This window comes from Actinomadura monticuli (genome assembly GCF_041463655.1).
In the GTDB taxonomy this organism is placed as follows: Bacteria; Actinomycetota; Actinomycetes; order Streptosporangiales; family Streptosporangiaceae; genus Spirillospora; species Spirillospora monticuli.
In genome coordinates this window covers 38,467-63,931 of the sequence record NZ_JAXCEI010000021.1, presented here as the reverse complement: position 1 = coordinate 63,931, position 25,465 = coordinate 38,467, and the positions used below count along the sequence as shown (strand labels likewise).

The 25,465-nt window shown below is 74.9% G+C and carries 23 protein-coding genes and 3 riboswitches; of the genes, 18 read left to right on the top strand and 5 right to left on the bottom strand.

Annotated features, from left to right (window positions below; translation table 11 throughout):
• Positions 1–8 precede the first annotated feature (8 nt).
• The 3 genes from SM611_RS32990 (at position 9) to SM611_RS32980 (ending at position 2,387) form a co-directional block, all read left to right on the top strand.
• Complete coding sequence (locus tag SM611_RS32990) at positions 9–854, top strand: NAD(P)H-binding protein (protein WP_371954249.1); 846 nt, start codon at positions 9–11, stop codon at positions 852–854.
• A gap of 2 nt (positions 855–856) precedes the next feature.
• Entirely contained in the window at positions 857–1,360 is a 504-nt protein-coding gene (locus tag SM611_RS32985) for an anthrone oxygenase family protein (protein WP_371954248.1), read from the top strand.
• Positions 1,361–1,550: 190 nt separating this feature from the next.
• Positions 1,551–2,387: a metallophosphoesterase family protein gene (locus tag SM611_RS32980; RefSeq protein ID WP_371954247.1), complete on the top strand. Its 837-nt coding sequence runs from the start codon at positions 1,551–1,553 to the stop codon at positions 2,385–2,387.
• 12 nt (positions 2,388–2,399) lie between these two features.
• On the opposite strand, the gene SM611_RS32975 is transcribed toward SM611_RS32980, so the two are convergent.
• Both SM611_RS32975 and thiC read right to left on the bottom strand, forming a co-directional pair.
• Complete coding sequence (locus SM611_RS32975) at positions 2,400–2,984, bottom strand: TetR/AcrR family transcriptional regulator (RefSeq protein WP_371954246.1); 585 nt, start codon at positions 2,982–2,984, stop codon at positions 2,400–2,402.
• A 172-nt stretch (positions 2,985–3,156) separates the two neighbouring features.
• Positions 3,157–4,878 (bottom strand): phosphomethylpyrimidine synthase ThiC, encoded by a 1,722-nt coding sequence (gene thiC, locus SM611_RS32970; protein WP_371954245.1) that lies wholly within the window; start codon positions 4,876–4,878, stop codon positions 3,157–3,159.
• Positions 4,874–4,987: riboswitch (TPP riboswitch) on the bottom strand. (Overlaps the previous gene by 5 nt.)
• A 90-nt stretch (positions 4,988–5,077) precedes the next feature.
• Here thiC and tsaA point away from each other — a divergent pair.
• From tsaA to SM611_RS32950, 4 genes are all read left to right on the top strand, one after another.
• Positions 5,078–5,500: a tRNA (N6-threonylcarbamoyladenosine(37)-N6)-methyltransferase TrmO gene (gene tsaA / locus SM611_RS32965; protein WP_371954244.1), complete on the top strand. Its 423-nt coding sequence runs from the start codon at positions 5,078–5,080 to the stop codon at positions 5,498–5,500.
• 397 nt (positions 5,501–5,897) lie between these two features.
• Entirely contained in the window at positions 5,898–6,431 is a 534-nt protein-coding gene (locus tag SM611_RS32960; RefSeq protein ID WP_371954243.1) for a sensor histidine kinase, read from the top strand.
• 230 nt (positions 6,432–6,661) lie between these two features.
• On the top strand, positions 6,662–7,363 hold the full coding sequence (clsA, locus tag SM611_RS32955; protein WP_371954242.1) for a cardiolipin synthase ClsA: 702 nt from the start codon (positions 6,662–6,664) through the stop codon (positions 7,361–7,363).
• Complete coding sequence (locus SM611_RS32950) at positions 7,360–9,858, top strand: sugar phosphate nucleotidyltransferase (protein ID WP_371954241.1); 2,499 nt, start codon at positions 7,360–7,362, stop codon at positions 9,856–9,858. Before clsA ends, SM611_RS32950 begins: the two co-directional genes overlap by 4 nt.
• A 29-nt stretch (positions 9,859–9,887) precedes the next feature.
• Here the strand turns inward: SM611_RS32950 and SM611_RS32945 are convergent, their stop codons facing one another.
• Positions 9,888–11,228, bottom strand: a complete 1,341-nt coding sequence (locus tag SM611_RS32945) for an aminotransferase-like domain-containing protein (protein WP_371954240.1) — start codon at positions 11,226–11,228, stop codon at positions 9,888–9,890.
• A gap of 93 nt (positions 11,229–11,321) precedes the next feature.
• Here SM611_RS32945 and SM611_RS32940 point away from each other — a divergent pair, with 93 nt between their 5' ends.
• From SM611_RS32940 to SM611_RS32905, 8 genes are all read left to right on the top strand, one after another.
• A complete protein-coding gene (locus tag SM611_RS32940; protein WP_371954239.1) occupies positions 11,322–11,960 on the top strand; it encodes a LysE family translocator in 639 nt (212 codons plus the stop codon).
• A gap of 56 nt (positions 11,961–12,016) precedes the next feature.
• Complete coding sequence (locus SM611_RS32935; protein WP_371954238.1) at positions 12,017–12,922, top strand: DUF881 domain-containing protein; 906 nt, start codon at positions 12,017–12,019, stop codon at positions 12,920–12,922.
• A gap of 82 nt (positions 12,923–13,004) precedes the next feature.
• Positions 13,005–13,337: a small basic family protein gene (locus SM611_RS32930; RefSeq protein ID WP_371954237.1), complete on the top strand. Its 333-nt coding sequence runs from the start codon at positions 13,005–13,007 to the stop codon at positions 13,335–13,337.
• A complete protein-coding gene (locus SM611_RS32925; RefSeq protein ID WP_371954236.1) occupies positions 13,334–14,044 on the top strand; it encodes a DUF881 domain-containing protein in 711 nt (236 codons plus the stop codon). Before SM611_RS32930 ends, SM611_RS32925 begins: the two co-directional genes overlap by 4 nt.
• 310 nt (positions 14,045–14,354) lie before the next feature.
• Positions 14,355–14,891: an FHA domain-containing protein gene (locus SM611_RS32920; protein WP_371954235.1), complete on the top strand. Its 537-nt coding sequence runs from the start codon at positions 14,355–14,357 to the stop codon at positions 14,889–14,891.
• 17 nt (positions 14,892–14,908) lie between these two features.
• The gene (ftsR, locus tag SM611_RS32915; protein ID WP_371954234.1) at positions 14,909–15,637 is read left to right on the top strand and encodes a transcriptional regulator FtsR; all 729 of its coding nucleotides are present in this window, start codon (positions 14,909–14,911) and stop codon (positions 15,635–15,637) included.
• Between the two features lie 142 nt (positions 15,638–15,779).
• A complete protein-coding gene (locus SM611_RS32910; protein ID WP_067468341.1) occupies positions 15,780–16,250 on the top strand; it encodes a bifunctional nuclease family protein in 471 nt (156 codons plus the stop codon).
• Positions 16,251–16,592: 342 nt separating this feature from the next.
• Complete coding sequence (locus SM611_RS32905) at positions 16,593–17,189, top strand: MerR family transcriptional regulator (protein ID WP_371954233.1); 597 nt, start codon at positions 16,593–16,595, stop codon at positions 17,187–17,189.
• A gap of 3 nt (positions 17,190–17,192) precedes the next feature.
• Here the strand turns inward: SM611_RS32905 and SM611_RS32900 are convergent, their stop codons facing one another.
• Positions 17,193–19,664, bottom strand: a complete 2,472-nt coding sequence (locus SM611_RS32900; protein WP_371954232.1) for a lysylphosphatidylglycerol synthase transmembrane domain-containing protein — start codon at positions 19,662–19,664, stop codon at positions 17,193–17,195.
• Positions 19,665–19,947: 283 nt separating this feature from the next.
• Positions 19,948–20,042, top strand: a riboswitch (glycine riboswitch).
• Positions 20,043–20,154: riboswitch (glycine riboswitch) on the top strand. It abuts the riboswitch before it with no gap.
• A 59-nt stretch (positions 20,155–20,213) separates the two neighbouring features.
• On the opposite strand from SM611_RS32900, the gene gcvP reads away from it, so the two are divergent.
• Both gcvP and SM611_RS32890 read left to right on the top strand, forming a co-directional pair.
• A complete protein-coding gene (gene gcvP / locus SM611_RS32895; RefSeq protein ID WP_371954231.1) occupies positions 20,214–23,084 on the top strand; it encodes an aminomethyl-transferring glycine dehydrogenase in 2,871 nt (956 codons plus the stop codon).
• 132 nt (positions 23,085–23,216) lie between these two features.
• Entirely contained in the window at positions 23,217–24,323 is a 1,107-nt protein-coding gene (locus SM611_RS32890) for a tetratricopeptide repeat protein (RefSeq protein ID WP_371954230.1), read from the top strand.
• Here the strand turns inward: SM611_RS32890 and SM611_RS32885 are convergent.
• The gene (locus tag SM611_RS32885; protein WP_371954229.1) at positions 24,320–24,745 is read right to left on the bottom strand and encodes a PPOX class F420-dependent oxidoreductase; all 426 of its coding nucleotides are present in this window, start codon (positions 24,743–24,745) and stop codon (positions 24,320–24,322) included. The genes SM611_RS32890 and SM611_RS32885 overlap by 4 nt on opposite strands.
• Before the next feature lie 50 nt (positions 24,746–24,795).
• Between SM611_RS32885 and SM611_RS32880 the strand changes: the two genes are divergently transcribed.
• A complete protein-coding gene (locus SM611_RS32880) occupies positions 24,796–25,431 on the top strand; it encodes an alpha/beta hydrolase family protein (RefSeq protein ID WP_371954228.1) in 636 nt (211 codons plus the stop codon).
• Positions 25,432–25,465 lie beyond the last annotated feature (34 nt).

The following is a 25,465-nucleotide window of genomic DNA, read 5'->3' as shown; positions in this document are numbered from 1 at the left end:
TCGAGGGCATGACGAACACGGAAGCGGAGAACGGCCCGACCCTCGTCCTCGGCGGTACCGGCAAGACCGGCCGCCGCGTGGTGGAGCGGCTGGAGGCCATGGACGTCCCGGTCCGGATGGGCTCGCGGTCGGCGTCGCCGGCCTTCGACTGGGAGGACGAGGCCACCTGGGCGCCCGTCCTGCGGGGCGTCGGGAACGTGTACCTGTCCTACTACCCGGACCTGGCGGCGCCCGGCGCGCCGGAGGCCGTCGGCGCGTTCACGGCGGAGGCGGCGGACGCGGGCGTGCGGCGCGTGGTCCTGCTCTCCGGGCGGGGCGAGCCCGGGGCGCTGCGGTGCGAGGAGATCGTCCGGGCGTCGGGCCTGGAATGGACGGTGGTGCGGGCGAGCTGGTTCGCGCAGAACTTCAGCGAGGACTACCTCCTCGACCCCGTCCGCGCCGGCGAGGTCGCCCTCCCGGCGGGCGAGGTGCCCGAGCCGTTCGTGGACGCCGAGGACATCGCGGACGTCGCCGCCGCGGCCCTCACCCGCGACGGCCACGCGGGCGAGGTCTACGAGGTGACCGGCCCCCGCGCGCTCACCTTCGCCGAGGCGGTCGCCGAGATCGGCCGCGCGTCCGGGCGGGAGATCGCCTTCGTCCGGGTCGGCGCGGACGACTACGCGGCGGTCCTCAGGGAGCACGGCCTGCCCGAGGAGATCACCGGGTTCCTGACGCACCTGTTCACCACGGTGCTGGACGGCCGCAACGCCGAGCCCGCCGACGGGGTCCGGCGGGCGCTCGGCCGGGCGCCCCGCGACTTCGCCGAATACGCACGCGACGCCGCGGCCAGCGGCATCTGGACCTGGACGGAGTGACCATGAGGAACGCGCTCGCGGGCGTCTCGGTGACGCTCTCCCTCATCATGGCGGCCGGCATGGCCGGGACGTTCTTCGGCTTCTCGACCGGCGTGATGCCGGGCTTGAACGCGGCACGGCCGCAGTCGGCGATCGACGCGATGCAGGGCATCAACCAGAAGATCCAGAACCCGCTGTTCATCGCGATGTTCCTGCTGGTCCCGGTGCTGGCGGTCGCGGCGGGCGTGCTGCTGCTGACGCTCGGCCAGAAGCCGGCGGCGGTCCTGTTCTTCGTCGCGGCGGCCGTGTACTTCGCGGGCGCGCTCGTCCCGAGCTTCGCCGTGAACATCCCCTTGAACAACGGCATCGACCGCGTCACGATCCCGGGGGACGCGGCCGAGGCGGCGAGGATCTGGTCGGACTACTCCGGGCGCTGGACCGCCTGGAACAACCTCAGGGCGGTGGCCGGCTGGGCGAGCCTGCTCGCGATGAGCCTCGGCGTCTACCTCTGGGGCGGGAACGACTGAGGCGCCGGAGACGGACGCTGAGGACGAGAAGCCGGGGAAGGCCCGCGCTCCATGCCGGAGCGCGGGCCTCTTCGCGTCCGGGGGAGAACGGGCCCTGATGCACCGCGCCCGGCGCGCGCCCCGTCCGCATCCGCCCGTTCACCCTGCCCGCCGGCGGCCGCCGAACCCGGCCGGGGCTTACGATCTCTGGATGGCCGGTGTCTACGCGATCAGCGACCTGCACGTGGGATTCCCCGAGAACCGCGCGTTCACCGACGGGCTGCGGCCCGCCTCCGCGGACGACTGGCTGATCGTCGCGGGCGACGTCGCCGAGCGGTTCGCCGACGTCGAGTGGACGCTCCGCACGCTCGCCGAGCGCTACGCCACGGTGGTGTGGGTCCCCGGCAACCACGAGCTGTGGACGGTCAAGGACGATCCCGTGCGGCTGCGCGGCGAGGCCCGCTACCGGCGGCTCGTCGACATGTGCCGCGGCCTGGGCGTGCTCACCCCGGAGGACCCGTACCCCGTCTGGGACGGCGACGGCGGGCCCGTGACGATCGCGCCGCTGTTCGTCCTCTACGACTACACGTTCCGGCCCGAGGGGACGTCCACCAAGGAGGAGGCCCTGGAGTACGCGCACGAGACGGGCGTCGTGTGCACCGACGAGGTCTACCTGCATCCCGACCCGTACCCGACGCGCGACGCCTGGTGCGACGCCCGCGTCGCCTACACCGAGGAGCGCCTGTCGGCCCTCGCGCCCGGCACGCGGACCGTGCTCGTCAACCACTGGCCGCTCGTCCGGGAGCCCACCCGCGTCCTGTGGTATCCGGAGTTCGCGCAGTGGTGCGGCACCGTGCGCACCGCCGGCTGGCACGACCGGTTCCGCGCGGCCTCCGTCGTGTACGGGCACCTGCACATCCCCCGGACGATCTGGACCGGCGACGTCCCGCACATCGAGGTGTCGGTCGGCTACCCGCGCGAATGGCGCAAGCGCGGCGGGGCGCCGCGCGGCCCGCGCCGGATCCTGCCCGTCCCCGAGACGGACTGAGGGCCGGTCCGGCTACGGCTTGCCCGGCGCCATGCCCGCGGCGGCGAGCGACAGCAGCCGCCCGGCGGCCTCCGGCTCCCGCTCGGTGGCCGACGCGATCGCGCCGGTGAGCCACAGGACGTCGGCGAACTGCGCGCCCTCGGGCGCGTCCCCGGCCCGCTGCGCGCGGGCGAACAGCGCCTCGCCCGCCTCGAACATCGCCCGCCGGGAGCGGGCCGGCTCCGGCGGCTCGTCCCGCAGCGACACCACGGCCGAGGCCGCGAGCCCGCGGAACACCGTCACCCGCGCCACGAACGCCCGCAGCCACGTCATCAGCGCCTCCCCGGGCGCGGCGGACACCAGGAGGTCGCGGGCCGTCCCGGCCAGCTCCTCATAGGCGTCGGCGAGGAGCGCCTCCAGGAGGTGCCGGCGGGTCGGGAAGTGGCGGTAGAGCGTCCCGATGCCGACGCCGGCGAGCCGGGCGACGCCCTCCAGGGACGCGTCCGCCCCGTCGCGCTCGAAGGTCTCGCGGGCCGCGGCGAGCAGCCGCGCCCGGTTGCGGCGCACGTCGGCGCGCACCGCGCGGGCGGGGGCCTTCGGCGTGTCGTCGCTGGTCACGTGGGTTGTCGATCCTTTCCCGGCGGGTACGGGCCGGCGGCGCTTCGGGGGATCCGCGGCTTTGGAACGGTCCTTCGATAGTAGCCGCGCCGGGTGTCCGGACCCGCGCCGGGGATGCGCCGGCCCGCCGCGGTCGCCGCCGCGGCGGGCCGGCGCGGGCCCGCGTCCGCGGTCAGGAGCCGCCGGGGGACAGGGGCAGGTGGAGCCGGCCGCCCGCGGCCCGGAACTCCGCCGCCTTCTCCCGCAGGCCGGCGCCGAGGGCCGCCTCGCCGTCCAGCCCGCGCTCCTCGGCGTACCGCCGGACGTCCCGGGTGATCTTCATCGAGCAGAAGTGCGGGCCGCACATCGAGCAGAAGTGCGCGGTCTTCGCCGGGGCCGCCGGGAGCGTGGCGTCATGGAACGCGCGGGCGGTGTCCGGGTCGAGCGAGAGGTTGAACTGGTCCTCCCACCGGAAGCCGAACCGCGCGTCCGAGAGGGCGTCGTCCCACGCCCGCGCCCCCGGATGCCCCTTCGCCAGGTCGGCGGCGTGCGCGGCGATCTTGTAGGCGATGACGCCGGCCTTGACGTCCTCGCGGTCCGGCAGCCCGAGGTGCTCCTTCGGCGTGACGTAGCAGAGCATCGCGGTGCCGTGCCAGCCGATCATCGCGGCGCCGATCGCCGAGGTGATGTGGTCGTAGCCGGGCGCGATGTCGGTGGTCAGCGGGCCGAGCGTGTAGAACGGCGCCCCGTCGCACCACTCCTGCTGCCGGTCGACGTTCTCCTTGATCTTGTCCATCGGGACGTGGCCCGGCCCCTCGTTCATCACCTGGGCGCCGTACTCGGCGGCGATCCTCGTCAGCTCGCCCTGCGTGCGCAGCTCGGCGAACTGGGCCTCGTCGTTGGCGTCCGCGATCGAGCCGGGGCGCAGCCCGTCCCCGAGCGACCAGGTGACGTCGTAGGCGGCGAAGATCTCGCACAGCTCCCGGAAATGCGTGTACAGGAAGTTCTCCTCGTGGTGCGCCAGGCACCACGCCGCCATGATCGACCCGCCGCGCGACACGATGCCCGTCCTGCGCCGCGCCGTCAGCGGCACGTACCGCAGCAGCACCCCGGCGTGGACGGTCATGTAGTCCACGCCCTGCTCGGCCTGCTCGATCACCGTGTCGCGGAAGACCTCGTAGGTCAGCTCCGCGGGGTCGCCGCCGACCTTCTCCACCGCCTGGTACAGCGGGACGGTCCCGACCGGCACCGGCGAGTTGCGCAGGATCCACTCCCGCGTCGTGTGGATGTCCCGCCCCGTCGACAGGTCCATGACCGTGTCGGCGCCCCACCGCGTCGCCCACGTCATCTTCTCGACCTCGTCCTCGACGGACGACGCCACCGCCGAGTTGCCGATGTTCGCGTTCACCTTGACGAGGAAGTTCCGCCCGATGACCATCGGCTCGCTCTCGGGATGGTTGACGTTCGCGGGCAGGACCGCCCGCCCCGCCGCCAGCTCGTCCCGGACGAACTCCGGCGCCGCGCCCTCGCGCAGCGCCGCGAACTCCATCTCGGGGGTGATCTCGCCGCGCCGCGCGTACGCCCGCTGCGTCACCGCGCCGCCCGTCGCGCGGCGCGGCCGGCGCGGCAGGACGTCCTCCCGCACGGGCGCGCCCCGCCCGCCGTCCCCCGGGCGGACGGCCCGCCCCGCGTACGGCGCGGTGTCGCCCCGCTCGGCGATCCACGCCTCCCGCAGCGCGGGCAGCCCCCGCCGGACGTCGGTCTCCCGCGCCGGATCGGTGTACGGCCCCGACGTGTCGTACAGGACGACGACGTCGCCGTTGGTCAGCGGCACCTCCCGCATCGGGACCCGGACGTCCGGGCGCGCGCCCTGGAGGTAGGTCTTGCGGGCAGCCGGAACCACACGTTCTGTCATGACGACTCGATCTCTCCCTACGCCGGCATTACCCGGTCAGGTTCATGCGGTCAGCGGCCGTCCCAGCCGCTATCTCAGCCCGGTTCGCCGGGCCCCCGCGATCTGTCGTGCCCGACGCTAACCCGCCGCACCCCCGTTGCCGCAACCGCCGCCGCCGAGGTAGAACGCGCCCGCGCGCGGAGCCTGGCAGGATCGGGGCATGACCGACCCTCATCAGGAGTTCACGCTCACCCCGGTCGGCCACGTGTCGTCCGCGCTCACCGACCGGGCGTCCGCGCCCAAGCAGGGGACGGAGGGCGCGCCGGAGGCATGGCTGGTCTTCGAGCCCGCCGTCCTCCCGGCGCTGGACGGCCTGCGCGCGGGCGACCGGGTCTTCGTGCTGACCTGGCTGCACCTGTCGCCCCGCGACGTCCTGAGCGTCCACCCGCGCGACGACCCGGCCGCCCCGATGCGCGGCGTGTTCGCGACGCGCTCCCCGGACCGCCCCAACCCGATCGGGCTGCACCCGGTCGAGGTCGTGCGGGTGATCGGCCGCCGCGTCCTCGTCCGCGACCTGGAGGCCCTCGACGGCACCCCGATCCTGGACGTCAAGCCGGTCCTCCCCAGCGAGCCCGGCGCATAACGGCCGCCGGAGCGGCGGGGCGGTGCGCGGTGGCCGGGGGCGGCCGGGAAGATGGACGGGTGGTGAGGCTTCCTCGGATCGGTGTGACGGCAGGGGACGCCCTGCTCGCGGCGGCGCTGGCGGGTTTCGCGGCGGTGGCGGCGGTGGCCTGGCCGGGCGTCCGGGGGCTGGACGCCGCCGGGGCCCTGCTGCTGGTCGCGGCGCACGTGCCGCTCGCGGTGATCCGGCGGTGGCCGGCGCCGGGGCTGGCCGCCCTGGTGATCATCGTGCTGCCGTACCACCTGGCGCAGTACCAGCACCACGCGCTGGTGCCCGCCGAGGTGATCGCGCCGTTCGCGTACGCGGTCCTCGGGCGGCGGGTGCGGATCGTCCTCGGCGACCCGCCGCCGCGCACCTGGTGCGCGGGGACCGGCCGCTCGACCGGACGGAGATCGCCGACGCGCTCGCCTCGATCGCGGGCACCTGCCGGGACGCCCGGACGGAGCTGCGCGGCACCCTGCAGGTCCTGCGCGGCACCGACGTGGAGGCGCCCGGGGCGCTGCCCGGCCCGGAGGGCATCGGCGGCCTCGTGCGCGCCGCGCGCGACGGCGGGCTCGACGTGGAGGTCTCCGCCGGCGGCCTCGGGACGCTGCCGCCGGAGATCGGCGTCGCCGCGTACCGGATCGTCCAGGAGGCCCTGACCAACGTTGTCAAGCACGCCGCCGCCGAGCGCGCCGCGGTGACCGTGACGCGCGACGGCGGCGGGCTCGTCGTGCGCGTCTCCGACGACGGGCGCGGGCCGTCCGGCGGCGTCCCGGGCGGGTTCGGGATCCTCGGGATGATCGAGCGGGCGCGCAGCGTCGGCGGCACCCTGGACGCGGGCCCGGGGGAGCACGGCGGGTTCGTCGTCACCGCGGTCCTCCCGCTGGCGGACGCCGTCAGCCCGCGCTGACGGGCCGGCGCGCACCGCTCCGCCCCCGCCTTGGCCGGCCCTCCGGGGGGTCTTCGCCCGGTTCGGCACGTCCGCCGGGAACCTCCCAACCCCGCCGGCCGCTGATGAAGCAGAGCCGCCCGATGAGCGCCGTCCGGCGGTCCCCGTCGCACGGACGGACGCTCCCGAGGGCTTTCAAACCCTTACCGGTAGGGTCAGGATCAAGGGGACCAGGGGAGGCGAACGCGTCGGTGAGCACACTGCAGGAGGCCCCGCAGGACCGGATCCTCACGGTGCCGAACATCCTGAGCCTGGCGCGGCTGGTCGGCGTCCCGCTGTTCCTGTGGCTCGTCCTCGCCGAGGCGGACTGGTGGGCGCTCGGCGTGCTGGTGTTCGCCGGCCTGTCCGACTGGCTGGACGGCAAGCTGGCGCGCGTGCTGAACCAGACGAGCAAGCTCGGGACGGTGCTCGACCCGGCCGCCGACCGGCTCTACATCCTCGCGACGCTCGTCGGGCTCACCATCCGCGACATCATCCCGCTGTGGCTGGTGGTGCTGCTGGTCGCCCGGGAGTTCGCGATCGCGCCGATCGCGCCGATCGTCCGGCGGCTCGGGTACGGGGGCACGCTCCCCGTCCACTTCATCGGCAAGGCGGGCACCATGTGCCTGCTGTACGCCTTCCCGCTGCTGCTGCTGGGCGACCACGGCGGCGGCGCGGCGACCGCGGCGAAGGTCACCGGATGGTCCTTCGCCATCTGGGGGACGGGCCTGTACTGGTGGTCGGCCGTCCTCTACTGGGAGCAGACGCGGCAACTGGTGCTGGCCGGCCGCGGCTCGCCCCCGGGCCCCGGGGCGGTTCCGGGGCCGGACCCGGCGCCCGCACCGGGGCGGCGGGGCGACCCGGGCGCGGAACCGCCGGCCGGCGACCAGAAGGGAGCTGAGACCCCCCGATGAAGGCCGTCGTGATGGCGGGAGGCGAGGGGACGCGGCTGCGTCCGATGACCGCCAACCAGCCCAAGCCGCTGCTGCCGCTCGTCAACCGGCCGATCATGGAGCACGTGCTCCGGCTGCTGAAGCGGCACGGGTTCACCGAGACCGTCGTCACCGTCCAGTTCCTGGCCGCGCTGATCCGCAACTACTTCGGCGACGGCGAGGAGCTCGGCATGTCGCTGAGCTACGCGACGGAGGAGATCCCGCTCGGCACCGCCGGCAGCGTCAAGAACGCCGAGGAGGCGCTGCGCGACGACCGGTTCCTCGTCATCTCCGGCGACGCCCTCACCGACATCGACCTCACCGACATGGTGCGGTTCCACGAGGAGAACGACGCGCTCGTCACCATCGGGCTCAAGCGCGTCCCGAACCCCCTCGAGTTCGGAATCATCATCGTGGACGACGAGGGCCGCGTGCAGCGGTTCCTGGAGAAGCCCACCTGGGGGCAGGTTTTCTCCGACACCGTCAACACCGGCATCTACGTGATGGAGCCCGAGGTCCTCGAGCACGTCGCGGAGGGCGAGTCCGTCGACTGGTCCGGGGACGTGTTCCCGAAGCTGCTCGCCGAGGGCGCCCGCCTGTTCGGGTACGTGGCCGACTGCTACTGGGAGGACGTCGGCACCCACGAGAGCTACCTCAAGGCCCAGGCCGACATGCTGTCCGGCCAGGTCGGCATCGAACTGGACGGCTTCGAGATGTCGCCCGGCGTGTGGGTCGCCGAGGGCGCCGAGGTGGACGCCGAGGCCGTCCTCAAGGGGCCGCTCTACATCGGCGACTACGCCAAGGTCGAGGCGGGCGTCGAACTGCGCGAGTACACCGTCCTCGGCAGCAACGTCGTCGTGAAGGAGGGCGCGTTCCTGCACCGCGCCATCGTCCACGACAACGTGTTCGTCGCGCCGTCCACGAACCTGCGCGGCTGCGTCGTCGGCAAGAACACCGACATCATGGCCGGCGCCCGCGTCGAGGAGGGCGCGGTCATCGGGGACGAGTGCGTCATCGAGGCGGAGGCGTACGTCTCCAGCGGCGTGAAGGTCTACCCGTTCAAGACCATCGAGGCCGGCGCGGTCGTCAACACCAGCGTGATCTGGGAGTCGCGCGGGCAGCGCAACCTGTTCGGGCCGCGCGGCGTGTCCGGGCTCGTCAACGTGGAGATCACCCCCGAGCTGGCGGTGCGGCTGGCCAGCGCCTACGCGACGACCCTGAAGAAGGGCACGACCGTCGTCACCGGGCGCGACGTGTCCCGCGCCGCCCGCACCCTGAAACGCGCCGTGAACAGCGCCCTGACCGCCAGCGCCATCAACGTCAACGACCTGGAGGCGACCCCGCTGACCGTCGCCCGGTTCGAGACCGGCCGCGAGGACGCCGTCGGCGGCATCTACATCCGCACCACCCTCGGCGACCCGCAGGGCGTCGACATCCTGTTCCTCGACGCGGGCGGCGCCGACCTGTCCCAGGCCGCGCAGCGCAAGCTCGAGCGCGTCTTCGGCCGCCAGGAGTACCGCCGCGCGTTCCCCGGCGAGATCGCCGAGCTGACCTACCCGCCGCGCGTCGTGGAGACCTACACCCGCGACCTGCTCCGCCGCGTCGACATCCGCGGCGTCCGCGAGGCCGGGCTGAAGATCGTCCTGGACTGCGCGGGCGGCGTCGCCTCGCTCGTCCTGCCGAACCTCCTCGGCAAGGTCGGCGTGGAGGTCCTCACCCGCAACGCCGGCCTCGACGAGGCCAACCCGACCGAGACGCTCGCCGAGCGCATGCGCGACCTGGAGCGCCTCGGCGACCTCGTCTCCTCGTCGCGGGCCGCGTTCGGCGTCCGCTTCGACCCCGTCGGGGAGCGGATCTCCCTCGTGGACGAGAACGGCGAACTGGTCGGCGACGACCGCGCCCTCCTCGTGATGCTCGACCTGGTCGCCGCCGAGCGCCGCGGCGGCAAGGTGGCGCTGCCGGTGACGACGACGCGGGTCGCCGAGCAGGTGTGCCGGTTCCACGGCGTCCAGGTCGAGTGGACGTCCACGTCCCAGGACGTCCTCACCAAGGCCGCCGCGCAGCCCAGCGTGATCTTCGCGGGGGACGGCCGGGGCGGCTTCCTCATGCCCGAGTTCAGCGGCACCGTCGACGGGATCGCGGCCTTCGTCCGCCTGGTCGGCCTCGTCGCCCGCACGCGCCTGACCCTGTCCCAGATCGACAGCCGCATCCCCGACGCGCACCTCCTGCGCCGCTCCGTCCCCACGCCGTGGGCGGCCAAGGGCAGCGTCATGCGCCACGTCGTGGAGGCCGCCGGGGACCGCGCCATCGACACCACCGACGGCGTCCGCGTCGTCGAGGACGACGGCCGCTGGGTGCTGGTCCTGCCCGACCCCGCGGAGGCCGTCACCCATCTGTGGGCCGAGGGCCCGGACGCCGACGCCGCCCAGTCCCTCCTGGAGGAATGGGCCGCCGTCGTCGAGCACGCGGGCTCCTGACCCCGGCCGCGCCGGCCGGCGCGGCCCGGTCAGTCGATGGGCGCGTCGTCGGGGTTCTGGGCGGCGAGGCCGGCGAGGACGTCCAGGGCGCCCGCCAGGGTCTCCAGCGGCGGTGACGCCAGGCCGATGCGGATCGCGCGGGGCGCGGCGCCCGTCCCGACGACGAAGGCGGCGGCCGGGGTGACGGCGATGCCGTGCCGCGCGGCGGCCGCCACGAACGTCTCCGCGCGCCACCGGGGCGGCAGGTCCCACCAGCAGAAGTAGGAGCACGGCCCGGTGCGGACGGCGGCGCCGGCGAGGCGCTCGGCGACGAGCCGCTGCCGGGCCGCGGCGTCGGCGCGCTTGGCGCTCGTGACGGCGGCGACGGTCCCGTCGGCGATCCAGCCGGTCGCCGCCTCCAGCGCGAAGCGCGACGGGCCCCAGGCGCCGGAGCGCAGCGCGGCGGCGACGCGTCCGGCCAGGCCGGCGGGCGGCAGGACGAACCCGAGGCCGAGGCCCGGCGCGAGGCGCTTGGACAGGCCGTCGACCAGCACGGTGCGGTCCGGTGCCAGGCTCGCGAGGGGCGGCGGCCCGTCGGCGGGCAGGAACGCCCAGACGCGGTCCTCGACCGCGGTGACGCCGAGCCGTTCCAGGGCGCCGGCGATCTCGGCGCGGCGCGCCCGGGGCATCGTCGTCCCGTGCGGGTTGTGGAGCGTCGGCTGGACGTAGAGCGCGCCGAACGGGGCGGCGCGGTGCGCGGCGGCGAGGGCGTCGGGGCGCAGCCCGTGCTCGTCGGCCGCGACCGGCACGAGCGTGACGCCGAGCCGGGCCGCGATCCCCTTGACCACCGGGTAGGTGAGCGCCTCCACGGCGAGCCGCCCGCCCGGCGGGACGAGCGCCGCCACGGCGCCCGCGATCGCCTGTCGGCCGCTCCCGGCGAACAGCACCCGGGCCGGGTCGGGCCGCAGGCCGGGGGCGGCCAGCAGCGCCGCCGCGGCCTCCCGGGCGGCGGCGGTCCCCGCGACGCCCGCGGGGCCGAGCGCCGCGTCCAGGACGTCCGGGCGCAGCAGCCGCCCCATCCCGGCGGCGAGCAGGGCGCTCTGCTCCGGGACGAGGGGGTAGTTCGCCTCCAGGTCGACGCGCGCCCCGGCCGGCTCCGCGAGCGCGGGCGCGGGCGGGCGCCCGGCCGCGCGGACGAACGTGCCGCGCCCGACCTCGCCCACCACGAGGCCGCGCCTGCCCAGCTCCCGGTAGACGCGGCTCGCCGTGGAGCCGGCGATGCCGCGCTCGCGGGCGAAGGCGCGCTGCGGCGGCAGCCGGTCGCCCGGCCGCAGCCGGCCCGCCGCGATGTCGGCGGCCACCTCGTCGGCGACCTGACGGAAATCCTCCATGCGTCCTCCACATTGCACCGAGTGCATTCCATGGTATTGCACCGAGCAATCTCAGAGATCTAGCATCGAATTCCCTGACACACGAGGAGTACGATGATCTCGCTCACGGCGGCGGCCGCGGTCGCCGCCTTCGCCCTCGGGCTCGTCCTGACGCCCGGGCCCAACATGATCTACCTGGTGTCGCGCTCGGTGACGCAGGGCCGCCGCGCCGGGCTGATCTCGCTCGCCGGCGTGGCCGCCGGCTTCCTGGTCTACGTCGCCGCCGCCACCGCGGGGCTCACCGCCGTCTTCACGCTCGTCCCGGCCCTCTACACGGCGATCAAGCTGGCGGGCGCCGGCTACCTGCTCTGGCTCGCCTGGCAGGCGCTGCGGCCGGGCGGGACGGCCGCGTTCGCGCCGAAGGACCTGCCCGCCGACCCGCCGCGCCGGCTGTTCACGATGGGCGTGGTCACCAACCTGCTCAACCCGAAGATCGCGATCCTGTACGTGTCGCTGCTGCCGCAGTTCGCCGACCCGGAGCGCGGGCGCATCGCCGTCCAGATCCTGCTGCTCGGCCTCCTCCAGGTCGCCATCGCGCTCACCGTCAACTGCCTCATCGTGCTCGGCGCGGGCGGCATCGCCGCCTTCCTGGCGCGCCGGCCCGGCTGGCAGCGCGTCCAGCGCTACCTGATGGGCTCGGTCCTCGCCGCGCTCGCCGTCCACATCGGCCTCTACCGCCCCGCCGCCGCCTGACGCCGCCCCGCCCCCGCCGTGCGCTCGGGATCGCGGGCTCTTGCCATGATGGGGCGGTGATCGCACGACCGGACGACCCCGATGAGCGCCGGCGCCCGCCCGGGCGGCGGCCGGACGCCCCGGCGTCGCTGCTCGCCGACCTGCTCGCCGGCAAGCTCCTCGACCCCGGCTACGCTGAGGCCGCGGCCCGCCGCGCCGCCGCCGGCCCCGCCGCGCCCCGGCGGGGGCGGCCCCGGGGGGCGGGCGTCCTGCTCGTCCTCGTCCTCGCCGGGACGCTGATCGCCGTCGCGGGGGCGCGGGCGCGCCGGGGCGAGCCGGTGGCGGCCGCGCAGCGGTCCCGCCTCATCGGCGAGATCCATGCCCGCACCGCCGAGACGGACGCCCTGCAGAGCCGCCTCGACCGGCTGCGGTCCGACACCGAGCGGCACCGGGCCCGCGCGCTCGTCCGCAGCGACGAGGGCCGCCGCGTCCGGCAGCGGCTGGCCCGGGCCGGCGCCGCCGCGGCCGCCCTGCCCGCCGCCGGCGACGGGATCGCGGTCACCCTCGCCGACGCCCCGCGCACCGGCCCCGGCGGACCCGCCGCGCCGCGGCACGCCGCCGACGGCGGCCGGGTCTATGATCAGGACCTCCAGGTCCTGGTGAACGGGCTCTGGGCGGCGGGCGCCGCCGCGATCGGCGTCAACGGGCAGCGGCTCGCGCCGACCACCGCGATCCGCACGGCGGGCGAGGCGATCATGGTCGACTACCGGCCGCTGAACGGCCCCTACGAGGTGACCGCGCTCGGCGACCCGGACCGCCTGCGGGACGCCTTCGCCGGTTCGCCCGCCGACCGCCGGCTCGGCACCCTGCACGACCGCTTCGGAATCCGGTACGACGTCCGCCGCGCGTCCGGCGCGCACCTGCCCGCGGCGGGCCCGAGCCGCCTGCGCTACGCCGCCCCGGGCCAGGAGGACGGCGGATGAGCGGGCGGCCAGGGACCGGCCGGCCGGCGGGCCGGGGGACCGCGGGCCGGGCTCCGGCGTGCGGGGGAGCGGGGAGGCGCAAGTGATCGCGTTGATCGGTCTCGTCATCGGGGTCGGGCTGGGCCTCATGCTCCAGCCGGACGTGCCGCTGTGGCTGCAGCCCTACCTGCCGATCGCGATCGTGGCCGCGCTCGACGCCATGTTCGGCGGCGTCCGGGCCCGGCTGGAGGGGATCTTCGACGAGAAGGTCTTCGTGGTCTCGTTCGTCGGCAACACCGTCATCGCCGCGCTGATCGTCCTCCTCGGCGACCAGCTGGGCGTGGGGTCGCAGCTGTCCACGGGCGTCGTGGTCGTGCTCGGCATCCGGATCTTCTCCAACGTGGCCGGCATCCGGCGGAAGCTGTTCGGCGCATGACCGGCGGCGAGCACGGGGAGGGGCGTCCGGCGGGCCTGCGCGGGCTCGCCGCGCTGTCGCGTCCCCGAGTCGGCGCCGGCCAGATCGCCGGCGGGCTGCTGTGCCTCGTGCTCGGCTTCGCGGCCGTCGCGCAGGTCCGGTCGACGCAGCGGGACACCACGTTCGCCACCGCCCGGCAGGACGAGCTCGTCGGGATCCTGGCCGATCTGGGTCAGCGGTCCGAGCGGCTGAGGACCGACCTGCGCGATCTCGAGGCCACCCGGACCCGCCTGGAGCGCGACGCCGAGGGCGGCACCGCGCTGGAGGACGCGCGCGAGCGGGCGACCACCTACGGCCTCCTCGCCGGGACGCTCCCGGCCGAGGGCCCCGGCATCGAGCTGCTGATCGGCGACCCCGGGTCGGGCGTCAAGGCGATCAACCTGCTGGACGCCCTGCAGGAGCTCCGCGACGCGGGCGCCGAGGTCGTCCAGGTCAACGACGTCCGCGTCGGCGTCGACACCTACTTCCTGGACGGCCGCGACGGCGTCCGGGTCGACGGCCGGCCCGTGTCCGCGCCCTACCGGTTCCTGGCCATCGGCGACACCCACACGATGACCACCGCGCTCAACATCCCGGGCGGGCTCGTCAGGACGCTGCGGGGCGTCGGAGCCACCGTCCTGATCACCCCGCGCGCGAAAGTGACCGTCGGCGCGGTACGGTCTCCCTAGAGGGAACGGGGGGAGCGGTGAACCGGGCGACCGGCTCGAGCGTCGCGATCGCCGCGGTCCGCGCGGCGGCGTAGACCTGCGATCAGCGGCGAAGGTAGTTTGGTCCGGTCGGCTCACCGTTTCAGTTGACCCCTCGGGTAATACCCGCGTAAGTTGCGGCGACCGTCGCGTGAGCGGGCGGTGAGTTGGACCGTGGCCGGGGGCGGGTCCCCGGCGTGGGTTGGGTGAAGGATGCGCGTGGCGCAGGCGGCTCCCGCTGCGGCGGGGCGTCCGCGTGCGGCACGCCGATGGTAGGAGGCCGAGCCGATCGATGCCGAGCGTCTACTGCACGCAGTGCGGTCACGCCAACCCGGATGATGCCCGTTTCTGCTCGAACTGCGGCACTCCGCTGACCCGGAGTCCGGCCGCTCCGCCGCCGTACCGCGAGTCGCCCGGCGAGTCCACGTCCACGATCTCCATCGGCGGGTTCGAGGCCCTGGACACCGACACGGGCGCGGACGAACCGGCCGGCCCCGACCAGATGGCGATGGAGGCGCTGCCCCCGGGCACCGCGCTGCTCGTCGTCAAGCGCGGCCCGAACGCCGGCAGCCGCTTCCTGCTCGACAAGGACCGCACGTCCGCGGGGCGGCACCCCGAGAGCGACATCTTCCTGGACGACGTCACCGTCTCCCGCCGGCACGCCGAGTTCTCCCGGCAGGGCAACGCCTTCTCCGTCCGGGACGTGGGCAGCCTGAACGGCCTCTACGTCAACCGGCAGCGGGTCGACCAGGCCGGCCTGTCCGGCGGCGACGAGGTGCAGATCGGCAAGTTCCGGCTGGTGTTCCTGACCAACCCGGCGCACGGCTGAACGGAACGGGAGGGGCGTTGAACCCGGAGCCGGCCCGGACCCTGATGACGATCGGGGACGTGCTCGGGCTGCTGCGGCCCGAGTTCCCCGACATCACCATCTCCAAGATCAGGTTCCTGGAGTCCGAGGGCCTGGTCGAGCCGCAGCGCAGCCCGTCCGGGTACCGCAAGTTCGGCGCCGCGGACGTGGAGCGGCTCCGCTTCGTCCTGACCGCGCAGCGCGACCACTACATGCCGCTGCGCGTGATCAGGCAGCACCTGGAGGCCCGGGACCGCGGCGAGAGCGTCCCGCCGCTCGGCGCCCGCGAGGCGCCGTCCCGCCGCCCCCGCACCCTGCCCCGCACCCTGGTGGCGGCGGACACCACCGCCGCGGACCCCGACGTCCGCCTCACCCGCCGCCAGCTCCTCGACGGCGCCGGCATCGACGAGGCCCTCCTCGCCCGGCTGGAGGAGTACGGCCTCGTCCACCGCAGCGGCTCGCACTACGAGGGGAACGCCCTCGGCGTGTGCCGGATCGCCGCCGCGCTCGGCGAGTTCGGCTTCGAGGTCCGGCACCTGCGCGCGGTGAAGGCCGCCGCCGACCGCCAGGTCGGGCTGATCGAGCAGATGGTCGCGCCGCAGCTGCGCCGCCGCAGCCGCGGCGCCCACGAGGAGGCCGCCGAAACCGCCCGCGAGATCGCGGCGCTGTCGGTCCGGCTGCATTCCGCCCTGGTCAGCGCGGGGCTCAGCGAAAGCCTCGACCACTGATCATGGGCGCCGCGGAGGATTTTCTCGCGGCGGCGGCGCGACGAGGTGTCCGGGCCTGGGTGTACGTTGGCTACATGGTTCGGTCAGGAATCGACCCGCTGCACGTGGTGATCGAGACAGCGAGAACCAGCAGGGAGCCGCAGTGAAGCAGATGGAGGTCGTCGGCGTCCGGGTCGAGATGCCCTCCAATCAGCCGATCGTCCTGTTGAAGGAGACGGAGGGCGACCGCTACCTGCCCATCTGGATCGGGGCGGTCGAGGCGACCGCGATCGCCTTCGCGCAGCAGGGCGTGCTGCCCGCGCGGCCGCTGACCCACGACCTGTTCCGCGACGTCCTGGACGCCCTCAGCGTCCAGCTCCGCACCGTGAACATCACGGCCCTGCGCGAGGGCATCTTCTTCGCCGACCTGATCTTCTCCAACGGCGTCGAGGTCAGCGCCCGCCCGTCCGACTCCATCGCCCTCGCCCTGCGCACCGGCGCCACGATCTTCGCCAGCGAGGACGTCCTCGAAGAGGCCGGCGTCGCCATCCCGGACGAGCAGGAGGACGAGGTCGAGAAGTTCCGCGAGTTCCTCGACACGATCTCCCCCGAGGACTTCGGCCGCGCCGGCTGACGGCACGGGCGGCGTCCGGCGGCGTCCGGCGGCGAAGGCGCGCCCGCGGGCGGAGCGGGCTCCCGCGGCCCCTGCCGCCGCGTTCGGGCGAGGGGTTGTAATAAATGCCGCATGTCCTGGACCTGGTGGTTTTTGGCGGGGGAGCATCGGGGTAGGAGTGGGTGGGTGGCGGAGGTGCGCAGTTTGCCCACGTGAAGCCGGTTCATCCGGGCATGCGACGCGCCGACGGTGAACGTTGACCACACCCTGACCGGCACCTACCGTGCTGGTGGAACACCCGTGGTGTAATTCGTCAAACCCCCTTGACGAAGCGCCGCGGGGTGATAGAAGCCGGAGGTCCGCGTGGCGGTGAGCAGCGGCGAGGGCAAGGCGACCCCCGACAGGCACGTGGCGTCCCGCCGTGCCGGAGAGCAGGGCCTGCTCTTCGACACGCAGGTGTCCGCGCCGCCGGAGGATGTCGGTTACCGCGGCCCGACGGCGTGCGCCGCGGCGGGGATCACCTACCGGCAGCTCGACTACTGGGCCCGGACGAAGCTGGTCGAGCCGAGCGTCCGCCCGGCGCACGGATCGGGCAGCCAGCGGTTGTACAGCTTCCGCGACATCCTGGTGCTGAAGGTCGTGAAGCGGCTGCTGGACACGGGCGTGTCGCTGCAGCAGATCCGGACGGCCGTGACGCATCTGCGCGATCGCGGGGTGCAGGACCTCGCCCAGATCACGCTGATGAGCGACGGCGTCAGCGTGTACGAGTGCACGTCGGCCGACGAGGTCGTCGATCTCCTCCAGGGCGGGCAGGGCGTGTTCGGCATAGCGCTCGGGCGGGTGTGGCAGGAGGTGGAGGGCAGCCTCGCGGAGCTCCCCGGCGAGCGGGCGGCCACGGACCCTCCCGAACACCCCCGCGATGAACTCGCCAACCGGCGGCGGGCGCGCCGCACCGGCTGACGCTCAGAGCGCCTCCTTACGCTGGAGGAAGGCGAACGCCCCCCAGCCCGGCAGCACCGGCAGCCACAGGGTGAAGAGCCGGTAGAGCAGCACCGCGGACGTCGCCGTCTCCGCGGACAGGCCCGAGATCGTCAGCGCGAGCGTCAGCGCTCCCTCGACCGCGCCGAGACCGCCCGGGGTGGGCGCCGCCGACCCCACCGCGTTCGCCGTGAGGAACACGAGCACCACCGTCGTCCACGGCAGCGAGCCGCCGAACGCGCGGATCGACGCGTCCAGGCACAGGACGAACGCCAGCGTCAGCAGCAGCGTGCCGCCCATGCCTGTGCACAGCTTCTTCGGCGACTGGAGGACGTCCACCAGGCGGGGCACCACGCCGGAGAACATGCTCTTCAGGCGCGAGGCGACGACACGCCGGACGCGGGGGACCGTCAGCGCCAGACCGGCCACCAGCCCGAGCGCGAGCACCGCGATGACGATGGTGCGGGACGGCGCCAGGTCCTGCGTCGCCTTCGCCGTGGAGCCGGTGAGGAACCCGAACAGCACCAGCAGCAGGATGTGCGTGACCATCCCGACCAGCTGCGACGCGCCGACGCTCGCCACCGCCAGGGTGGGCCGCACCCCCGAGCGCTGCAGGTAGCGGGTGTTGACGGCGACGCCGCCGACCGCCGCAGGCGCCACCAGCTTCACGAACGACGCGGCGACCTGCACCAGGACCGTCCGCCGCAGCGGCAGCCGCTCCGGGACGAACCCCATCAGCATGAGCGCGGCCGCGACGTAGGTCAGCGCCGCCGCGCCGAGGGCGGCGACGACCCAGTGCCAGCTCGCCGTGGCCGCCAGGTAGCCGACGTCCAGGCTGGTCACCTGCGGGATGACGATGTACGCGGCGACCGACAGCGCCACCACGCTGAAGATCGTCCGGGGGCGGAAGCGCTCCAGCCTGGCCGGCGCCGCCTCGGTCTCCGGCTTCAGCTGGACGATCTGCTCCCGGATGCGGGTCAGCAGGTCCCGGTCGCGCCGCAGCGCCTGCCGCGTCGCCCGGGACAGCGCCACCCGCTGCAGCAGCGGCACCGCGCCGCCCAGCGCCTCCTCGCCCAGCACGGACGCGGCGGTCCGCACCGCCCGCTCGGGCCCGGTCCGCAGCGCCAGCGTGGTGAGGAGCTGCGCGAGGTCGAGGCGCAGCGCCAGGTCGCCCGCCGCGGTCTCCCCGGCGTGCAGGTCGGTGACGTAGGGGAGGCCGTCCTCGCCGATCAGCAGCGCGTCCTCCTGCAGCCGGCGGTGCGCGAGCCGGCCGCCCTGCATCGCCCGGAACTGCCGCCACACGTCGGTCAGCAGCTCGTCGGTGATCTCCGCGGCGGGCACGTCGCCGAGCCGCCGCCCCGGCACGTGCTCGTAGGCCAGCAGCGCCGCCTCCGTGCCGACCTCGCAGGTTCCGGTGAGCCGCGGCGTCCGGACGCCCGCCGCGTCCACCGCGTACGCCATCAGCGACTCCTGCTCCAGGGACCGGCGCAGCGACCGCAGCGTCCGCCCGGTCGTGGTGGCGCGCAGCCGCAGCAGCCGCCAGATCCGGTAGAGGAGCCCGGCGGTCTGCTGGTCGCGGTCCAGGACGCGGATCTCCAGGTCCCAGTCGCCGTGCGCGCCCCGCCCGGCGGGGACCCGGCCGCCCGCGGGACGCCCGGCGAGGACGACGCCGTAGCGGCGGCCGGCCTCGGCGTCGTCGGCGGGGTCGTCCAGCCGCGCGCCCCGCACGGGCCGCGGCCCGAGCCGCTCCAGGGCCGCGACGACCGCCGCCCCCGTCGGCCGCGGGTTCGGCGTCCCGACGGCGTACAGGGTGCCGTGGCCGATGGCGCGGCCGAGGAAGTAGGTGGCCGCGAGCGCGGCGACCGAGGCGTAGGACGCGGTGAGCCCGGTCAGCGCCGCCAGCCCGATCATGGTCCAGGTCGCGGCCTGCCAGCGGGAGCGCCCCGCCATCCCGACCGCGCTGACGAACGCGATCACCGGGGCGATGTCGGTGTGCACGGGCGCCGTCTCGGTGCCGCCCCAGATCAGCGAGTCCAGGACGCCGCCGGGCGCCGCCCGCACCACCAGGTCGTCCAGCCCCACCGTGACGCCGAACGCGATCACGGCGGCCAGCAGCGCGATCGCGACCCGGGTGCCGTCCTTGTGGAACAGCCGCTCGACGGCGAACGCGATCGGCACCGCCAGCACCCCGAAGCTCGACACGAGCGTCGCCAGCGTCAGCAGCAGCCGGGGCGCGTGCGCGGTGCCCTGCACGATGTCGGTCTGCAGCCCGTGCGTGGTCTGCTGCGCGATCGACACCAGCAGCATCACCGCGGCCAGCCCCACCAGCGACGCCGCGAACCTGATCGCGTCGGACGGCCGGCGGATCCGGTCCGGCTGGGCGGGCTCGTCGACGGGCACCCCGGCGGCGGTGGCGCCGTGCCGCGGGCGCGCCGCGCCGTCGTGGGTCCGTGTCACGCGGTACCGCCGCCCCGGCCATCCGTCATCGTGATCAGCGTCCCAGAACCGGTCGCGCGCCGTCGAGTGCCGTCCCGGCATCCGGCCCGTCGCGCGCGCACCTCGCAGCCCCATCTCCGCCCCCATGGCCCGAGGTCCGTCTTGTCCCAGGTGAGTGAGCACATCGTACCGGCCGGTACGGTTCCGGCGCCGGAAGGACGCCCCCGTGTCCGCTCCCGGCGGCGGGGGCCGGGACGATCGACCGGGCGGGTCATTGGGTAGGGTTTCGTCCAGGACATGCCGTCGACCCTGGGCGGGAGAGATCCCACGCCGCCAGCGTGGGACGCCGAAGGGGCAACCTCCCCGGAACCTCTCAGGCAAAAGGACCGCTCGGGCGAGGCACCTCTGGAAAGCAGGCGCCGGTCCCCGCACTCGGGGGGCGGCGGCTCACCGAAGGGGAAACCCCGCCGCGCGGGTGAAGCTCTCAGGTGCCGATGACAGAGGGGGAGACGCGCCGCCGGCCCGTGCCGGCGGCGGACCTGAGCGACCGCAGCTGCCAGGAGGCTCTCCATGACCGCCCAGTTCTTCGCCCCCGTGGCCGCGCCGCAGCATCCGCGCTCCGCGTTCGCCGACCGGCACATCGGCCCGGGCCCGGACGACCAGGCCCGGATGCTGGCCGCCATCGGCTACTCCGGCGCGGAGGCGCTGGTCGACGCCGCGGTCCCCGCCGCGATCCGCACGGCCCGCTCCCTGGACCTGCCGCCCGCGCTGAGCGAGACCGCCGCGCTGGACCGGCTCCGCGAACTGGCGTCCCGCAACACCGTGCTGACGTCCATGATCGGGCTCGGCTACCACGGGACGGTCACGCCGGGCGTGATCCTGCGGAACGTCCTGGAGAACCCCGGCTGGTACACCGCCTACACGCCCTACCAGCCGGAGATCTCGCAGGGCCGCCTGGAGGCCCTGCTCAACTTCCAGACGGTGGTCGCCGACCTGACGGGGCTGCCCGTCGCCAACGCGTCCATGCTGGACGAGGGGACCGCCGCCGCCGAGGCGATGGCCCTCGCCCACCGCGTGTCCAAGCGCAAGGAGCCGGGCACGTTCCTGGTCGACGCCGACGCCCTCCCGCAGACGATCGAGGTCGTCCGGACCCGCGCGATCCCGCTCGGCATCGAGGTGGTCACCGCCGACCTGTCCGCCGGACTGCCGGACGGCGACTTCTTCGGCGTGCTGCTGCAGTACCCGGGCGCGTCCGGGGCCGTCCGCGACCTGGAGCCGGTCATCGCGCAGGCGCACGAGCGCGGCGCCAAGGCGGTCGTGGCCGCCGACCTGCTCGCGCTGACGCTGCTGCGCCCGCCGGGCGAGTCCGGCGCCGACATCGCCGTCGGGTCCGCGCAGCGGTTCGGCGTCCCCTACGGGTTCGGCGGCCCGCACGCCGGCTACATGGCGGTCGGCGAGGGCATCCAGCGGCAGCTTCCCGGGCGCCTCGTCGGCGTGTCCGTCGACGCGGACGGCGCCACCGCCTACCGGCTGGCGCTGCAGACCCGCGAGCAGCACATCCGCCGCGAGAAGGCCACCAGCAACATCTGCACGGCCCAGGTGCTCCTCGCCGTGATGGCGAGCATGTACGCGGTCTACCACGGCCCCGAGGGCCTGGCCGCGATCGCGCAGCGCGCGCACCGCCGCGCCGCCGAGATCGCCGCGGGGCTGCGCGCCGCCGGCGTCGAGGTCGTGCACGGCTCGTTCTTCGACACCGTCCTCGCCCGTGTGCCCGGCCGCGCCGCCGAGGTCGTCGCCGCCGCCCGCGAGCGCGGGATCAACCTGCGCCCGGACGGCCCCGACCGGGTCGGGATCGCCTGCGACGAGACCACGCTGCCCGGGCACGTCGCCGCCGTCCTCGCGGCGTTCGGCGCGGCGGCCGCCGACGGCGCCGAGGAGGCGATCCCGGACGCGCTGCGCCGCGAGAGCCCCTACCTGACCCACCCGGTCTTCCACGCGCACCGCTCGGAGACCGCGATGCTGCGCTACCTGCGCCGCCTCCAGGACAAGGACATCGCGCTCGACCGCTCCATGATCCCGCTCGGCTCCTGCACGATGAAGCTGAACGCCACCGCCGAGATGGAGCCGGTCACCTGGCCGCAGTTCGCGGACCTGCACCCGTTCGCCCCGGTCGACCAGGCCGCCGGGTACGTCGAGCTGATCGGCGAGCTGGAGGCCGCGCTCGCCGAGATCACCGGGTACGCGAAGGTCTCCGTCCAGCCGAACGCGGGCTCGCAGGGCGAGCTGGCCGGCCTGCTCGCCATCCGCGGCTACCACGCCTCCCGCGGCGAGGCGCACCGCGACGTCTGCCTGATCCCCTCCTCCGCGCACGGCACGAACGCCGCCAGCGCCGTCATGGCGGGGATGCGGGTCGTCGTCGTGAAGTGCGACGAGGGCGGCAACGTCGCCCTGGACGACCTGCACGCGAAGATCGCGAAGCACGGCGACCGGCTCGCCGCGATCATGGTGACCTACCCGTCGACGCACGGCGTCTTCGAGGAGACGATCACCGACGTGTGCGCGGCCGTGCACGACGCGGGCGGCCAGGTCTACGTGGACGGCGCCAACCTCAACGCCCTCGTCGGCCTGGCCCGCCCGGGCGAGTTCGGCTCGGACGTCTCGCACCTCAACCTGCACAAGACGTTCTGCATCCCGCACGGCGGCGGCGGCCCCGGCGTCGGCCCGATCGGCGTCCGCGAGCACCTCGCCCCGTTCCTGCCCAACCACCCGCTGCGCGCCGAGGCGGGCCCGGACACCGGCGTCGGCCCGATCTCCGCCGCCCCGTGGGGCTCGGCGGGCATCCTGCCGATCTCCTGGGCCTACATCGCGATGATGGGACCGGACGGCCTGCGCGCCGCCACCGAGAGCGCGATCATCGGCGCGAACTACCTCGCCGCCCGGCTCGGCCCGCACTACCCGATCCTCTACACCGGCCGGAACGGCCTGGTCGCGCACGAGTGCATCGCCGACCTCCGCAAGATCACCAAGGAGACGGGGATCACCGCGGAGGACGTCGCCAAGCGCCTCATCGACTACGGCTTCCACGCCCCGACCCTGTCCTTCCCGGTGGCCGGGACCCTGATGATCGAGCCGACCGAGTCCGAGGACCTGGCCGAGCTGGACCGCTTCTGCGACGCGATGATCGAGATCCGCCGGGAGATCCAGCGCGTCGCCGACGGCGGCTACGACCGCGAGGACAACCCGCTGAAGAACGCCCCGCACACGGCCGCGAGCATGGTCTCCGACGACTGGAAGCACGCCTACAGCCGCGAAGAGGCCGCCTACCCCGTCCCGTCCCTGCGCGAGAACAAGTACTGGCCGCCCGTCCGCCGCATCGACCAGGCGTACGGCGACCGCAACCTGGTCTGCTCCTGCCCGCCCCCGGAGGCCTTCGAGGACTGAGCCCGCCCGGCTCCCCGGAACGCCCGCAATTAGTGATCTTGGTGGGGGTTTCGGGGTGTCGTCGCGGGACGCGGCGCGGCCGGGTCGCTAGTCTCTGTGCCGACTTCAGAAACCCCCAGAGGGCAGAGGCCGATGAGCGAGTTGCCGGACGAGACGTCCGACCCGGCGCGGATGTGCGAGGAGGCCCGCGGCCTCGCCGAGAGCGGTGCGGCCGGGCAGGCGGCGCTGCTGTTCGAGAAGGTGCTCGCCATGGGCGAGACGCCCTGCCGGGCGCAGGCCGCGCTCGGGCTCGCCGTCGTCCTCGACGACGCGGGGGAGGTGGAGCGGGCGAGGGAGGCCGACCAGGTCGCGATCGCCACCGCCGACCCCGAGTACGGCCCGCGCGCCGCCTACCACCTGGCGCTCACGCACGAGCGGGCCGGCGAGCCCGCGGACGCGGCGCCCGCCTGGGGCGCGGTGGTCGACTTCGGCAACCCCGCCTACCTGCCGCCCGCCCACCTGGCCCTGGCCCGGATCGCCGACGACGCCGGCGACTTCGACACGGCCCGGGACCACTGGGAGGCGGCGGTCGGGACGGGGGACGCCGAGTACGGGCCGCTCGCCGCGCACGACCTGGCGCAGCGGCTCCTGGAGCGCGCCGACCCGGCGCGCGCCCAGCGGATCCTGACCGCCGGGCTCCGGCTCATCGACCGCGAGGCGGCGCCGTACGCGTACGCGCGGCTCGCCGTCGCGCTCGGCATCTCCTACCTCGACCAGGCGATCGGCGCGTTCGGCGCGGCGCTCGCGGAGGAGCCGTCCGACCCCGAGGCCGGCCCGCTGGCCACCGAGTTGCTGGCGCGGACGCTGCCGCTGCGCGGGCGCGGCGCCGAGGCGGGCGAGGTGTGGCGGCGCGGGCTGGCCGACCCGGGCATCGCGCCGCAGGTGCGGGCGAGGCTGCGCCGCGACTTCGGCGAGGAGGACGGCGAGGCCGACCTGTGGTGGGAGCCGGTCGTCGAGCAGGCCGTGTCGGACGGGACGCTCCCCGCGCTGGCCGGCGAGGCGTTCGGCGCCCTCGACCACATGTACGCGCTGCTCGCCGTCCGGTACGCCGAGCGGCGGGGGGACGAGGCCCACGAGGTGCTCGGCGGCGCGGTGCGGGTCCCGAGCGGCTACCCGTGGGGCCCGCTGCTGCACGAGAGCTTCGCCGAGCGGCTCCGCCTGGCGATGGGCACGACCGTGGCGAACTGGCCGGAGGGCTAGTCGGCGATGCCGCGTTCCGCGATCACCCTGGTGACGCGGGCGCGGACGAGGTACTCGGTGGGGACGGCGTTGCGCGCCCCGAACTCCTCGGCCCGCGCGGCGCCCATGTAGCGGCCGCCGATGGCGGCGGCCCAGCGGCGCATCTCGTCCAGGTCGTCGATGAGGGCGGCCTCCGCCTGGATCTGCACGTACGAGAACGGCGGGACCTGGTCGTCCACGCAGACGGAGACGCGCGGGTCGCGGGCGAGGGCGCGGCCCTTGACCGAGTCGCGCGCCGTGTTGAACAGGAGGTCGTCGCCGTCGAGGACGAACCAGATCGGCGTGACGTGCGGCGTCCCGTCCTTGCGGGTGACGCCGGCCTTGCCGGTGCGGGTGCCCTCCATGACGAACGCGCGCCACTCGGCGTCGGTCATCTTCTCCATGCGGCCAGTCTGCCGCAAAGATCGCCGGACGGTGCGGCTACGGTGAGCGCATGGAGGTCGTGACGGCGCACGGGCCCGGCGAGGTGACCCTCGACGCGGTGGACGACCCGGCGTTCCTGCTGGTCCTGACGCATGGGTCGAACGGGGGCGTGGACGCGCCCGACCTGCTCGCCGTCCGGGAGGCGGCGCTCGGGCTCGGCGGCGCCGTCGCGCGGGTCACCCAGCCGTTCCGGTACGCGGGCCGCCGGGCGCCCGGCTCGCCCGTCAAGCAGGACGAGGCGTGGCTGGAGATCGTCGGGGGCCTGCGGGGGAGGTTCGCGGGCGCCCCGCTCGTCCAGGGCGGCCGGAGCAACGGCGCCCGGGTGGCGTGCCGCACGGCACGGGCGGCCGGGGCGGTGGGCGTGGTGGCCCTGGCGTTCCCGCTGCACCCGCCCGGCAGGCCGGAGAAGACACGGGTGGACGAGCTGCGCGGGGCCGGCGCGGAGGTCCTGGTCGTCAACGGCGATCGCGACCCGTTCGGCGTGCCGGACGCGGCGGACGCGGCGCACGTGGCGGTGCTGCCGGGGGAGCGGCACGATCTGGGGAAGGACCCCGCAGCGGTCGGCCGGGCGGTGGAGCCGTGGCTCAAGAAGTGGACGGCCCCTGGCAGAAGGACGGCCCGTCCGGTGCGGACGGGCCTGGAGTAGGTCCCTCTGGGCCCGGGCGGGCCCAGAGGTCAAG

Coding starts and splice junctions, on each gene's coding strand:
- SM611_RS32990 (WP_371954249.1), top strand. CDS start 9: ATGACGAACACGGAAGCGGAGAACGGCCCGACCCTCGTCCTCGGCGGT.
- SM611_RS32985 (WP_371954248.1), top strand. CDS start 857: ATGAGGAACGCGCTCGCGGGCGTCTCGGTGACGCTCTCCCTCATCATG.
- SM611_RS32980 (WP_371954247.1), top strand. CDS start 1,551: ATGGCCGGTGTCTACGCGATCAGCGACCTGCACGTGGGATTCCCCGAG.
- thiC (WP_371954245.1), bottom strand. CDS start 4,878: ATGACAGAACGTGTGGTTCCGGCTGCCCGCAAGACCTACCTCCAGGGC.
- tsaA (WP_371954244.1), top strand. CDS start 5,078: ATGACCGACCCTCATCAGGAGTTCACGCTCACCCCGGTCGGCCACGTG.
- SM611_RS32950 (WP_371954241.1), top strand. CDS start 7,360: ATGAAGGCCGTCGTGATGGCGGGAGGCGAGGGGACGCGGCTGCGTCCG.
- SM611_RS32945 (WP_371954240.1), bottom strand. CDS start 11,228: ATGGAGGATTTCCGTCAGGTCGCCGACGAGGTGGCCGCCGACATCGCG.
- SM611_RS32940 (WP_371954239.1), top strand. CDS start 11,322: ATGATCTCGCTCACGGCGGCGGCCGCGGTCGCCGCCTTCGCCCTCGGG.
- SM611_RS32925 (WP_371954236.1), top strand. CDS start 13,334: ATGACCGGCGGCGAGCACGGGGAGGGGCGTCCGGCGGGCCTGCGCGGG.
- SM611_RS32920 (WP_371954235.1), top strand. CDS start 14,355: ATGCCGAGCGTCTACTGCACGCAGTGCGGTCACGCCAACCCGGATGAT.
- gcvP (WP_371954231.1), top strand. CDS start 20,214: ATGACCGCCCAGTTCTTCGCCCCCGTGGCCGCGCCGCAGCATCCGCGC.
- SM611_RS32890 (WP_371954230.1), top strand. CDS start 23,217: ATGAGCGAGTTGCCGGACGAGACGTCCGACCCGGCGCGGATGTGCGAG.
- SM611_RS32885 (WP_371954229.1), bottom strand. CDS start 24,745: ATGGAGAAGATGACCGACGCCGAGTGGCGCGCGTTCGTCATGGAGGGC.
- SM611_RS32880 (WP_371954228.1), top strand. CDS start 24,796: ATGGAGGTCGTGACGGCGCACGGGCCCGGCGAGGTGACCCTCGACGCG.